The organism is uncultured Gemella sp. (genome assembly GCF_963525875.1).
Classification (GTDB): domain Bacteria; phylum Bacillota; class Bacilli; order Staphylococcales; family Gemellaceae; genus Gemella.
Window position 1 is genome coordinate 1 of sequence record NZ_CAURMG010000003.1, and the last position, 13,522, is coordinate 13,522.

Below are 13,522 nucleotides of genomic sequence, written 5' to 3' on the forward strand. Positions count from 1 at the left end.
AGTGTGATAATAACATTATGATGCCAAGACGTGAGTTTAACAAAAAAATTAAAAAGATAGTTGAAAAAAATTCATAATATGAAAAAGCTAGTGAATCAATTTAGAGATTCACTAGTTTTTTATTATTTATTAAATCGTTTTGCTACTTTAGAACTGATAAAAAGAAAAGCTAAAACGATAATTATTCCGTATAAGAACTCCATACTTCTAATATTATTTAGAGTGGTTCCGAAGTGTAACCAGATCATTTTTCCAGGGATAAGCCCTATAATATTACCTATAAAATATTTTCTAAAAGATATTCTAGTTAATCCATATGAGTAACAAATAACGCTGTTTGGAAGAACAGGTATTAATCTATATATTATTAAAAATATCATAAGTTTATTTTCACTTATACCGAAAATTGTATCGTATTGTTTTTTAGATAGTTTCTTAGCTAAATATTTTTCGACGTAGTCACTGGCGAAATATCTTGAAATGATAAACATTACGCTAGTGTAGATTATCGAAGAAATTATCGAAAGGATAAAACCATTAGTAAAGCCAAATAAATAACCACCAATCGCAGAAAATATCCCTGGTGGGAATAAAAATATTGGTAATATAGATGCTAGTATTAAAAAGACTATAGGTGCAAAATCACCAAATTGTGCTATAAAATCCTGCATAGTTTCTCCTCCTGATAAAGTAATATTCTTATTATATCATAAAGCTAGGGAAATAAGCGACTAAAAACTAAAAGGGAGTGACTCAAAAATCATGATTTCAGAGAAATCCGTTTTTCGAGTCACTCATGTAAAGATTTTTAGATATTATACTTCTTTTATTAAATGAATTTCAATACCATTTGGATCATTTATAATAATCTTATTATCATATTCAGAGATAATTTTAGTGTTGTTATTTTTTATATTTTCTATAACTTTATTATAAGTATCTTCATCGATAAATAGAATCTCAAAATGATCCAAACCTGGAGTGCCTTTTTGTCTAAAGCTTTGATGAGGGCCTCCCCAGTGATTAACAGCTAGATGATGGTGATAATTGCCATAAGCAATCCAACTAGCACTAGCCACGGAGAATTTATCACTAAATCCTAGTACTTCTTGGTAGAAGTTAGATGAAACAGTTGAGTTTTGAACACTCAGGTGAATATGTCCAATAATAGTTCCTACTGGTAAAGAATAAGGTACTACAGTTTCAGAAATATCAAGTAGGTGCGTAGCATCGATAGGTTCTGTTACTCCTATGATTCTTCCATCTTCTTTTATATCCCAAGTACTTTCATCTTTGTCATAATATACTTCTATGCCGTTACCTTCAATATCACTTAGATAAAGAGCATTACTATAACCGTGATCAGATCCTCCATCCAATGGCATATTAGAATCTATAAAGTGGCGTAATATATTAGCTAGACTTTGTTCATCTGGAACTAGGTACGCTATGTGATAAAGTCCGTAAGAACGAACTAGAGGACCATCAACTTTTTTCAAGTGAAGAAGCGGAGTGTTATCAGAAGTACCTAAAGTAGCTTCAGTTTCGTTTTTAGAAATTATAGTCATATCCATAGCTTCTGTGTAAAATTTAAGCTGTCTTTCAAAGTTTACAACATTAAGTGTTGCAGTTCCAAGTTTAATGTTTGAGTTATATTTTTTCATAGTAAATTACCATCCTTTTAGTTTATTTTCCATGGGAGTGACTCAAAAATTGTGATTTCGGAGAAATCGATTTTGTTGAGTCACCCACGCACAGTTTATTAGATATCTAAGAAGCTTTTGTAAAGCAAATTTAGATAGCAATAACACTGTGTCTACGAATTATCATATACCTTTTTAAAAATTTAGGACTTTTGGGTCAACTCTCAAAATATATTTTACATACTAAAATATATTTTGTAAAGTACGTACTTTTATAATAGTTAGTATCCTATAGTATACTAATGAATAAAATTAGTGATTATTAGCAAAAATATTTTTAAATAGCATAATATTAAATGATAAGTTTTGTGTTTTATGTTATAATAGTTAAGTTGAGTAGGCAAGGCCTAAGTAATATAAGAAATTAATGAAGAAAAGGAGTGATTAATACTATGGCATTAACAGCCGGAATAGTAGGATTACCAAACGTAGGGAAAAGTACACTTTTTAACGCAATTACAAAAGCAGGAGCATTAGCAGCGAACTATCCTTTCGCAACAATTGATCCAAACGTAGGAATTGTAGAAGTACCAGACCACAGATTAAATAAATTAACAGAATTAGTAGAACCTAAAAAAACAGTACCAACATCATTTGAATTTACAGATATTGCTGGTATCGTAAAAGGTGCATCTAAAGGAGAAGGACTAGGAAATAAATTCTTAAGTCACATTCGTGAAGTAGATGCAATTTGTCAAGTTGTTAGGTGTTTTGAAGATGAAAACATTACCCACGTTGCTGGTGGAGTAGATCCATTATACGATATCGAAGTTATTAACTTAGAGTTAATCCTAGCAGACTTAGAAAGCGTTGAAAAACGTATCGGACGTGTTGAAAAACAAGCTAAACAAAAAGATAAAGATGCAGTTGCAGAATTTTCTGTGCTTTCTAAAGTGCGTGATATTCTTAAAGAAGAAAAACCAGCTAGACTTTTAGAATTAGATAAAGAAGAGCAAAAAATCGCAAAAGGATTACATTTATTAACAATGAAACCTATGCTTTATGTTGCTAACGTAAGTGAAGATGATTTACTAGACGTTGATTCTAACAAACACGTAGCTAGTGTACGTGAATTTGCTGCAAGTGAAGGAAGCCAAGTAATCGTAGTTTGTGCAAAAATCGAAGAAGAAATGGCTTCGTTAGAAGATGAAGAAAAAGCAATGTTCCTTGAAGAGTTAGGAATCGATGAAAGTGGATTAGATAAATTAATCAAAGCAAGTTACAGTCTATTAGGATTAGCAACATACTTCACAGCAGGTGTGCAAGAAGTACGTGCATGGACATTCAAAAAAGGTATGTTAGCTCCTGAATGTGCTGGAATTATCCACTCTGACTTCGAACGTGGATTTATCCGTGCTGAAACTGTAAGTTATGATGACTTAGTTGAATACGGAAGTATGCCAAAAGCTAAAGAAGCTGGTCGTGTTCGTCTTGAAGGTAAAGAATACGAAGTAAAAGACGGCGACATCATGTTATTTAGATTCAACGTATAATAAAAATAGAATTCTATATTTTCTCATTAATTGGGAAGATATAGAATTTTTATATTATTTATAAAATATGTTATAATTGATTTTATAAAAGGGGTGATATATTGATGTTAAGGTTTTTTCATAATCCATTACTTGTAGCAAAATTAGCAGAGTATGAGTATTTGATAAAAGGAAGCAAAAAACAGAGCACTATAGAATATAAAATAAAAAGAATTATAAAAGATGTAACTGGAAAAATATTTGAAGAGATTGAAGTTTACAATAGTGGAATATCAATTCCAAAGATTACGAAAAATGGATTTCAAGCTACAGCAATCTATATACCAGAACTTAAAGAACTTCTTGTTATTTACAGAGGTAGTGAGAGTGAAGATATTAGTGATTGGTTTTACAATTATACAGGAATAGTTTCAGGAGAAAATACTAGTCAGATAGACTCAGCATGTTTATTTAATAGATTTTTAAAAAGAAAGATTCTAGACTTTGATGTGTGCTATAAAGTTGCAGCTGGACATTCTCTTGGTGGTCATTTAGCTATCACCGTAGAGTTACTTAAGAAAATATATCAGCGAGTTTATACATTCAATACAGCATTGCCACAGTTAAAACAATTAAGAAAATATGATAAAAAATTCAACAAAAAGTTACAAGAGTATTTTTTAGAAAAAGATTTAGAGGAGACTAATAAACTCCAAGAATTTACTTCTAATTATTATGCCAAAAGTGCTCATCATATTTATAATTTTGTAAGAAAAAATGATTTTGTTCAATCATTAAATATGACAGTAGGAACATTTAATGTAGGAAAAACAATTGAGTTTCCACCAATCATAAAAAAATTTGTTAAGCCTGAAGAGTATCTAACTGAAGAAGACACATACGAATTAGATAAGATTTTTGGTGATTTTTATAATAGATTATTGCAGAAAAATATTACACCAAATAATGTAGTTGAGAATCAAAAGCAAGTTGCAGATGAATTCATAGGGTTACTTGTAGAGAAAATAAAGACTCCAATACAAAAGCAAATAAGTAATCTTAGATTAAAAAATGAAGAACAAAATAATGGTGGGAGCAAAGTAGCTGATTCATATAGAACGTTTAAGGCGATTTATAATTATCTATTGTATTTAGCATACTCAGGAATTATACCTGACGATGTTATTAAAAGTAAAGGTAGCAAGGATGCAACATCACTTTATAAAAAAGTTATGGGGGATACAAGTAAATCGAATCTTAAAAATTTACTAAAACCATTACAGGAATTCTACACATTAACAAGAGCGATATACACTTTAACCCATGCTAAAGCATTAGATGATGTAGAGGGATGGTCTGAAATAGCAAAAGCCCATGATTTGCCGGCTTTATATGATGAGTTGGTTAAATTGAAATCATAAAAATTAAGTTAGCATATTAAAATATAAATTATATAAGTTGCATTTTATGGAAACAATGTGATTTAAAATCTTTAAGAATATTAAATTATAAGAAGGGATTGACCGTTTTAGCCAATCCCTTTTTTTTATTCCTCATCTTCTTCTGTGATAACAGTTGGTTTTAAGATTGGAGGAGGTGAAGTTTCAGTAATAGTCACTGTACGCTCTTCTTTCTCTTCTTTTTTATCCTTTTTGTCTTTGTCGTCTTTCTTCTCTTCTTTCTGAACAGGCTTTGTTACAACGACTTTTGAAGGATCGTTAAATGAAATACCCTTATCGATATTATAACCAAACTTCGCCAATGTTTTTTCTTTAGATAGTTCTTTAAAGCCATTTGGAACTATATCTTTTGTACCACCTTTTGCATTGTTATAACTGTTAATACTTGCATCAACGACTGATTTAGGTCGACTAAAGGCAGTATCTGGAGAGATTAAGTTTTTATCAAGTGCATAAATGGCATTCATAACTGCAACCCAGCTTCTTTGAGCATAGTCATAACTTGGTACTTTTGCCGGACTATCGTATCCATTCCATAGACCAACAGTTATTTTTGTAGAACCACCAACAACCCATAGGTCTTTATAGTACTCAGAAGTCCCTGTTTTTACAAATAAGTTTTTAGAATTGAATTTAAGTTTACTTGGCATATCATGAGATAGACCATAACTCTTATTGATTACATCTCCAAGCATATCGACGATTAGATAACTTGTAGATTCTTCGAATACTTTAACTGGAGAGAAATCAGCTTTATAAACTAGCTCTCCATCATTATTTTCGATTTCTTCGATAATATGTGCCTTTTTATGTTCACCTTTATTTGCAAAAGTAGAAAAGGCACTAGTATTCTCTGTAACTGATAAACCGTAAGTCATACCACCAATGGCAGTAGCTAAGTTAGTCTTATCACTTTCTGTAAGACCTTCAATATCCATTTTCTCTAAGTAATTAGTAACAGGATCTTCTTTATAAAACGCAGAATATAATCTTACAGTTGGTAAGTTAAGAGATCTAGCTAATGCTTGTCTAGCAGGTAGATATCCACGCTCAGACATATCATAGTTCTCAGGTCTCCAACCATAGTGGTTAAATCTCTTATCTAAAACTGTTGAGTTAGGAGTAATGTAACCTTTATCGATAGCTGGTCCATAAACTAATAGTGGTTTGATTGTAGAACCTGGTGAACGACGAGTTCTTGTAGCGTGGTTAAGTTGTTGTTTTTTGTAGTCCATACCACCGATAAACGCTAATACTTTACCAGTACTGTTTTCAATAACCGATGCTCCAATTTCTAATGGATAAACAACACCACCCTGAGTATGTGTTGGATAAGAAGCGAATTGTTTTTTCGTTTCTTGAAGTGTATCGTAAAGTTTCTTATCAAGTGTAGTTTTTACTTTATAACCACCAGTTATGAATTTAATTCTACTTTTTTCGATTAAATCATTTCTATATTCTGCATTGTTTTTGAATGTTTCTTCTTTATGATTTTTAGCAGCGGTTTGCTCGGCTAATATTTCTGCAACTGAACTAGTAACTTCGTCACGAATAAAAGGATAATCTGTGTATTCAGAATATTTTTGTTTAGTGAATGCACCCTTAATATCGAAATTTTTAGCTTCTTCGAGTTGCGCTTTAGTTATAAAATTATTTGAAAGCATACGCTCTAATACATATTGTTGTCGTTCAAATCCAGCTTGAAGTTCTTCATTTGATCTGATATTTCCGGCTGAGTCAAATGGTGTGTATTTGTATGGCGATTGGACAAAACCTACAAGATATGCAGCTTGAGCTATGTTTAAATCTTTAGAGTGAACACCAAAAACTCCCTGTGCTGCAGTTTCGATTCCACTGATGTTTTGCCCTAAACTATTTTTTCCGAATGGGGCAACATTTAGGTAATTTTCAAGGATTTCATTTTTAGAAAAATGACTATCTACACGAAGTGCTAGTAATATTTCTTTTGCCTTTCTTTCATAAGATCTTGAATTATCAAGAAGCTGGTTTTTTACTAATTGCTGAGTTATAGTACTACCACCTGTTGTTTTTGCTCCTGTTACTTCACTAAGAGAGGCACGTAGAACGGCGAAAATATCAACACCACTGTTTGAATAAAAGTTTGAATCTTCACTAGCAATTATCGCATTTTTAACATTATCTCCAAGTTCTTCATAAGTGACAGTTTTCCTAATTAGTTCAGAGTTAATAGTACCTAATTTTTCTCCACTTCCGAAGTAGACCTCACTGTTTTTACTAATATTATTAATTTGATCTTTCATTTCTTTTTGAGTTAAGACAGGTTGATCTTTAACTAAGCCACCCACATAACCAATAGCAAGCCCCGCACTTAGACTAAGTAGAAGTCCAGTTGAAAGAAGGAGGGATTGCGTTATAGAAGTTAGTATCTTCTTGTTTTTCATTGAAATCTCCTTAGATTGCATACTATAACTTTTATTATACCATAATTTTACAGGAAAAACTAAATTATATGATAGGGGTGTGGAGGATATATAGTTAATTTGCAAACTAAATCTTAGCTTTATAAATAGCTAGAGGCTAACTTAAGGATATATTTTTAATTAGAAGTTAGGTTAGGGGAGTTATTTGTTTTTAATGGCAGATTCTAGTTTTTTTATATAGGAATTTCCCTAAGAATTTATTAGTTTGTTTTTAAAATATAAGAAAAAGATAAAAGAAAAAGTAGAAAATATGATATAATTGAGATAAGTGTATTAAAATTGTTATGGAGGTATTTTAATGAGTAAATTATTAGAAGATTTAAAATATAGAGATTTAGTTTATCAGCAAACAGATGAAGAGGGAATAAAAGAATTATTAGAAAAAGAAAGTATATCGATTTACTGTGGTACAGATCCAACTGGTAACTCATTACACATAGGTCACTTACTGCCATTTTTAACATTAAAAAGATTTCAACAGCATGGGCATAAACCTGTTATTTTAGTAGGTGGAGGAACTGGAATCATAGGTGACCCATCAGGAAGAAGTGAAGAGCGTCAATTACAAAGCCTTGAAGTAATTGAAGATAACGCTCGTCGTCTTGAAGCACAACTTCGTAATATTTTTCGCGGAGATGACAACATCGAATTCGTAAATAACCGTGATTGGTTAGGAAAACTATCTATGATTGAATTCTTACGTGATTACGGAAAATTAGTAAATATTAACTACTTATTAGCGAAGGATTCTATTTCAAGCCGATTAGATAATGGTTTATCTTTTACAGAGTTCAGTTATACTATTTTGCAAGGTATTGACTATGCATACTTAAATGAACACCACAATGTTAAATTACAAATTGGTGGTTCAGACCAATGGGGTAATATTACTACTGGTTTAGAAATTATGAGAAAGCTACGAGGAGATGTGGAAGCATACGGATTTACTATTCCATTAATGTTAAAATCTGACGGAACTAAATTTGGAAAATCAACTGGTGGAGCAGTGTGGTTAGATCCAGAACAAACGACACCATATGAATTCTACCAATTTTGGTTTAACACTGCAGATACAGAAGTAGTACCTGCTCTTAAGAAATTCACATTCTTAGAAAAAGACCAAATTGAAGAATTAAGAGAAAGTTCAGAAAAAGAACCCCACTTACGTCTTGCTCAAAAAGCATTAGCTGAAGAAATGGTGAAAATTGTTCATGGTGAAAAAGCGTTAGAAAGTGCATTAAACATTACAAAAGCATTATTCTCAGGAAACATTAAAGAACTAACTCACGATGAATTAAAAGCAGCTGTTAAAGGAATGCCGAAGTCTGAATTAGAGAAAAAAGAATACAATATCGTAGATTTCCTAGTTGAAAGTAATCTAGTTCAATCAAAACGTCAAGCTCGTGAAGATGTAAACAATGGAGCTGTTTATGTTAACGGTGATAAAGTTACAGATTTAGAGTATGTTGTTGATGCTAAAGATAGATTAGAAGATGGATTTACAGTACTTAGACGTGGTAAGAAGAAATATCTATTAGTAGAGTATAAATAAAATAAAAGTAACATATACATAAAAAGGGGATTCGAAATGAATTTAAAAGAAGTTGTTGGTAAAAAGGCTGTAGAATATGTAAAAGATGGTATGATAGTTGGTTTAGGAACGGGTTCAACGGTATTCTATTTTGTACACGCACTAGCTGATAGAGTAAAAGAAGGATTAAATGTTGAGATGGTATCAACATCAATTCAAACGGTTGAATTAGCCCAAAGTCTTGGTCTTACAATCAAAGAACTAGAAGAAATCGATCATATTGATCTTGCTGTTGATGGTGTAGATGAAATAGATAAGGAATTTAATGCGATAAAAGGCGGAGGTGCAGCGTTATTTAGAGAAAAGATCGTTGCTGATATCGCACGTGAAGTAATCTGGATTTATGATGAAAGTAAAGATGTAGAAAAACTTGGGAACTTCAATTTACCTGTAGAAATATTACCATTTGGTTATAGTCATACGATTAGAAAAATGGAAGAAGCGGGATTAAATCCAGTATTAAGACTAAAAGATGGAAATACTCTAATAACAGATAATAATAATTTTATTGTAGACTTACATTTAGGGTATGGGTTCGATATCAAATCTGTAAAAGAAGAACTTGAAAGCATAGTAGGAGTAGTAGAACACGGATTGTTTTTAAATATGTGTAAACTGTGCATAAAAGGAACAGAGCATGGAGCAGTAATCATAGAGAATCCAAATAAATAAATTTCATTAGTATTGAAAGGTCAAAATAAAGAGGTGAGAAAATGGAAACATTAAAAGATAGAGTAATAGAAGCACTAGAAAATGTAATAGATCCAGAGTTAGGTATAGATATTATGAACTTAGGATTAGTATATGATGTTAAGATGAGTGATGATAATAAACATGCAATCGTTGATATGACATTGACATCTATGGGGTGTCCGTTAGCGCCAATTATTATAGAGCAAGTGGAAACAGCTATGCTAGGTGTTGATGAGATAGAGAAAGTTGATGTCAACATAGTTTGGGAACCAGCGTGGACAAAAGACAAAATGTCACGTTATGCTAAGATAGCTCTGGGAGTAATAGATTACGAATAAAATACAAATACAATTTGAATGGGGAATCCTAATTTAATTGCGTTTTTAGTTGTTGTAAATGTTTGGAATTTGTTTAATTTAAAGATTTTAGAGTTTCGTAAATATTAAAACTCTAAGAATAATAGTCTATAAGTTGTTTAGAATCATCTAATTTGTAACTGTTTTTAATAGCATATATAGCTTAGAAAGGAACAATACATGGATAACGAAATAAAATTATTTGATGGAAATCAAATTAGATCTATTTGGGATAATGATAAAGAAGAATGGTATTTTAGTGTGGTTGATATTGTTGGTGTGCTAACAGATAGTAAAAATCCCAGAAGATACTGGAGCGATTTAAAAAGAAAGATGAAAGATGAAGAAGGTGCAATTCAGTTGTACGAAAATATCGTACAACTGAAATTAGAATCTTCAGACGGTAAAAAATATAATACTGACGTTGCAGATATGCAAGGAATATTCCGTATTATTCAATCCATACCATCACCAAAGGCAGAACCATTTAAAATTTGGCTTGCAGAAGTGGGAAAAGAGAGAATAGATGAAATTATCGATCCAGAATTAACTATTGATAGAGCTTTAGAAACCTATCTTAAAAAAGGATATAGTAGGGAATGGATTAATCAAAGACTTCAGGCTATTCAAGTTAGAAAAGAACTTACAGATACTTGGGAAGATCATGGTGTTAAAGAAGGTAGAGAATATGCTATTCTTACTAATGAAATAACAAAAGCTTGGTCAGGTATGACAACTAGACAATACAAAGATTATAAAGGTTTAAAGAAACAAAATTTAAGAGATAATATGACAACACTTGAACTAGTGTTAAATATGCTTGCAGAAGCAACTACCACAGAATTAGCTAATGCAACTCACCCTCATGGATTAGAAGAAAATAAAAAAGTTGCTAAACGAGGGGGTTCAATTGCAGGAAATGCGAGAAAAGAAATAGAACAAGAAACAATGCAACCTGTTATTACTCCTAAAAATGCGATTGATTTAGGGCGATTAATATCGGATGTATTTAAGTCCACTGAAGAAGTAGATGAAGATAAAAATCTTAAATCTAAATTGTAATGTTAAATGCATATAAAATTCCAAAAATTCACGAAATAAATAACGTTAAAGAGTTGCGTTTAGTAAAACAGGTTTTGTAATTAGGATTTTAAGGTCAGCCTGTGTTTATTTTTTAATACAACTTCAAGATTTTTAAATAGATATCCCTTATAATTCGTGCACAACAAATTCTCTCGAAAAAACAACCACTATAAACGTTATTATACCATGTGTTTATAGTGGTTTTGTGCTGTTTTCAAGTGCAAAACTTGGATGTTCAACCTGAGATTTTGATATTTATGCTAAGATATAATTTTACAAAAAAATTACTGTTACAGTAGAACGAAATATATTAAATATGTTATAATTAAAAAGACATTAAAATTAAGTATGAAAGGAGGAACTATGTACAGAGGAGAAAGGCCTAAGAAGGGCGATGTAGTAAAAATAATAGCATATAAGCATGATGGTTCAATACATAGAATTTGGCACAAAAATGTTGTACTAGAAGCGGATGAACAGGTTCTAATTCTAGCAAATAACAGAACACTTGTAACAGAAAATGATGGAAGAACTTGGGTTACTAAAGAAATTGCTTTAGTATATTTTCACAATGAATGTTGGTTTAATATAATATGCATGTTTAGAGAAGATGGGGTACATTATTACTCAAACTTAAGTAGTCCATTCGCATATGATGTGGATGGTGTAAAATACATTGACTATGATTTAGATATAAAGAAATATCCTGATGGTAAATATTTCTTACTAGATGAAGATGAGTATAATCAAAACAAAGCACGATATAAATATGGTGAAAAGATCGATAAGATATTGAAGTATAATGTTAATAAGCTTCAAGAATGGATTGATAATAATCAAGGTGCACTTGCACCGGATTTTGCTGATGTATGGTTAGAAAATTACGAAAAAATAATAGGTGAAAATCAAGATGTTAGAAGGTAAATTTAGCATAGAAGTTAGAAATGATGAAGTTTCAGAGAAGATAGGTTTGAAGTTAAAAGAGTTCTTATTATCTAGTGATATGGAAGAAGATAAGAGTAATCCTGATTATGTTTTTGCAATTGGGGGAGATGGAACTGTACTGAGAACATTCAATAAGTATATGAATAGTTTGGATAATATAAAATTTTTATCTATCCATACCGGGCATTTAGGATTTTATACCGATTATTCTGCTCAAAACTATGAGAAAATATTTTTTGATATGTTAGCATTAAAACCTAAGATAGAACAATATCCACTATTAAGAGTTAAGGCGTATTGTGCTAATGGGGACTTAGTTTCTGACTATTGTTCATTAAATGAAATAACGGTAAATAATCATACAGGATCTACTTATGCGGCTAAGGTTTATATAAATGGTGTCCACTTTGAGAGTTTTAGAGGAGACGGGTTATGTATAAGTACACCAACAGGGTCTACTGCGTATAATAAAAGCTTAGGTGGGGCTGTGATTCACCCCCAACTGCCGTTGTATCAAGTAACAGAGATTGCTGCGCTAAATAATCTTGTTTATCGAACATTGGGAAATCCACTAATATTATCACAAAATGATGAACTTATGATTAAGCCGATGAGTATGGAAAATCACCGCATAACAGTAGATCACATGCATTTTAATTATGATAGTGTAGCTAAAATAAAAATAACTCTAGAAAAGGATAAGAAGATTTCATTTATTCGTTATAATGAAGATAGCTTCTGGCAACGTGTGAAGAGATCGTTTATTAAAAATGACTAATATTACTTTAAAGTATGTTGTAAAAAAAGAACAACTGTTAAGAGAATTTTTATTAGAAAATAATATTTCTAGGAAAACCTTGACTAGAATAAAATTTGATCATGACGGTAGCATAAAGGTAAATGATAGAGAAGAGAACGTTAGATATATGTTAAAAGAAAATGATAGAGTAGAGATTACTTTACCTAGCGAAAATTTCACCGAATTTGTTCGCTTCATAAACAAACCAATTGATATAGTTTATGAAGATGAGTATTTTATGATAGTCAATAAAGAAATCAACCTACCTTCAATACCTTCGAGGAATGTTGAAGACGAGTCACTGCTTGAGAGAGTAAATTACTATTTTCAAGAGAAAAATATTAACTCAATTCCGCATATAGTAACGAGACTTGATAAAAACACATCTGGATTAGTATTAATTGCAAAACATAGGCATATACATGCGTTGTTTAGTAATTTGAGTATAGATAAATATTACATAGCATTAGTAAATGGGAAAGTAAAGGATAATGAGATAATAGAAGCTCCGATTCGTAGAGTAAGTTCAAGTATAATAGAACGTGAAGTTGGTGAAGGTGGAGAATATGCTAAGACTGAATATTGGTTAGAAAAATATATTCCAGAGCTTAATATTAGTATAGTTAAGTTAAAACTCTATACAGGAAAAACTCATCAAATCAGGGTGCATATGAAATATGAAGATCATCCGCTATTAGGTGATGAGCTTTACGGTGGAGATGTGAGTTTAATAAAACGTCAGGCACTAAATTGCAGTAATCTTGTATTTAATCATCCGATTACAGGTCAAGGCATAAATGTAAAGATTGATATACCAAATGATATGAAAAATGTTATTTAGCATAATGAGTAAAGAATAGACTTTACTTATTATGTTTTTTTGTTGTTAAAAGACTTATAAGTAATAGATTTGTAAAAGTTTATTATATTATAAAAATAAATATTTTAGCATATGTAA

General features: G+C 31.1%; 12 protein-coding genes. 9 read left to right on the forward strand and 3 right to left on the reverse strand.

Annotation, left to right across the window (positions count from 1 at the left end; all coding sequences use genetic code 11):
• Nucleotides 1-122: 122 nt before the first annotated feature.
• Together RWQ73_RS00795 and RWQ73_RS00800 are read right to left on the reverse strand one after the other, a co-directional pair.
• Entirely contained in the window at nt 123-671 is a 549-nt protein-coding gene (locus tag RWQ73_RS00795) for a VTT domain-containing protein (RefSeq protein WP_314406236.1), read from the reverse strand.
• Nucleotides 672-815: 144 nt separating this feature from the next.
• Nucleotides 816-1,664, reverse strand: a complete 849-nt coding sequence (locus RWQ73_RS00800; protein ID WP_314406237.1) for a VOC family protein — start codon at nt 1,662-1,664, stop codon at nt 816-818.
• 431 nt (nt 1,665-2,095) lie between these two features.
• On the opposite strand from RWQ73_RS00800, the gene ychF reads away from it, so the two are divergent.
• Together ychF and RWQ73_RS00810 are read left to right on the forward strand one after the other, a co-directional pair.
• Entirely contained in the window at nt 2,096-3,196 is a 1,101-nt protein-coding gene (gene ychF, locus RWQ73_RS00805) for a redox-regulated ATPase YchF (RefSeq protein ID WP_314396056.1), read from the forward strand.
• Between the two features lie 104 nt (nt 3,197-3,300).
• Entirely contained in the window at nt 3,301-4,596 is a 1,296-nt protein-coding gene (locus RWQ73_RS00810; RefSeq protein WP_314406238.1) for a DUF6792 domain-containing protein, read from the forward strand.
• 125 nt (nt 4,597-4,721) lie between these two features.
• On the opposite strand, the gene RWQ73_RS00815 is transcribed toward RWQ73_RS00810, so the two are convergent.
• Nucleotides 4,722-7,058 carry a transglycosylase domain-containing protein gene (locus RWQ73_RS00815; protein ID WP_314406239.1) on the reverse strand — a complete coding sequence of 779 codons (2,337 nt, stop codon included), beginning with the start codon at nt 7,056-7,058 and terminating at the stop codon, nt 4,722-4,724.
• 337 nt (nt 7,059-7,395) lie between these two features.
• Between RWQ73_RS00815 and tyrS the strand changes: the two genes are divergently transcribed.
• The 7 genes from tyrS (at nt 7,396) to RWQ73_RS00850 (ending at nt 13,405) form a co-directional block, all read left to right on the forward strand.
• Entirely contained in the window at nt 7,396-8,649 is a 1,254-nt protein-coding gene (gene tyrS, locus RWQ73_RS00820; RefSeq protein WP_314406241.1) for a tyrosine--tRNA ligase, read from the forward strand.
• Between the two features lie 36 nt (nt 8,650-8,685).
• Complete coding sequence (gene rpiA, locus RWQ73_RS00825) at nt 8,686-9,360, forward strand: ribose-5-phosphate isomerase RpiA (protein WP_314406242.1); 675 nt, start codon at nt 8,686-8,688, stop codon at nt 9,358-9,360.
• Between the two features lie 41 nt (nt 9,361-9,401).
• Nucleotides 9,402-9,719, forward strand: a complete 318-nt coding sequence (locus RWQ73_RS00830; RefSeq protein WP_003147395.1) for a metal-sulfur cluster assembly factor — start codon at nt 9,402-9,404, stop codon at nt 9,717-9,719.
• 198 nt (nt 9,720-9,917) lie between these two features.
• Nucleotides 9,918-10,799, forward strand: a complete 882-nt coding sequence (locus RWQ73_RS00835; protein ID WP_314406243.1) for a BRO family protein — start codon at nt 9,918-9,920, stop codon at nt 10,797-10,799.
• A gap of 384 nt (nt 10,800-11,183) precedes the next feature.
• Nucleotides 11,184-11,744: a DUF402 domain-containing protein gene (locus tag RWQ73_RS00840; RefSeq protein WP_314087039.1), complete on the forward strand. Its 561-nt coding sequence runs from the start codon at nt 11,184-11,186 to the stop codon at nt 11,742-11,744.
• Nucleotides 11,731-12,543, forward strand: coding sequence for an NAD kinase (locus tag RWQ73_RS00845; RefSeq protein ID WP_314406244.1), 813 nt, complete (start codon nt 11,731-11,733; stop codon nt 12,541-12,543). Before RWQ73_RS00840 ends, RWQ73_RS00845 begins: the two co-directional genes overlap by 14 nt.
• Entirely contained in the window at nt 12,536-13,405 is an 870-nt protein-coding gene (locus tag RWQ73_RS00850; protein ID WP_314406245.1) for an RluA family pseudouridine synthase, read from the forward strand. Before RWQ73_RS00845 ends, RWQ73_RS00850 begins: the two co-directional genes overlap by 8 nt.
• Nucleotides 13,406-13,522: the final 117 nt, after the last annotated feature.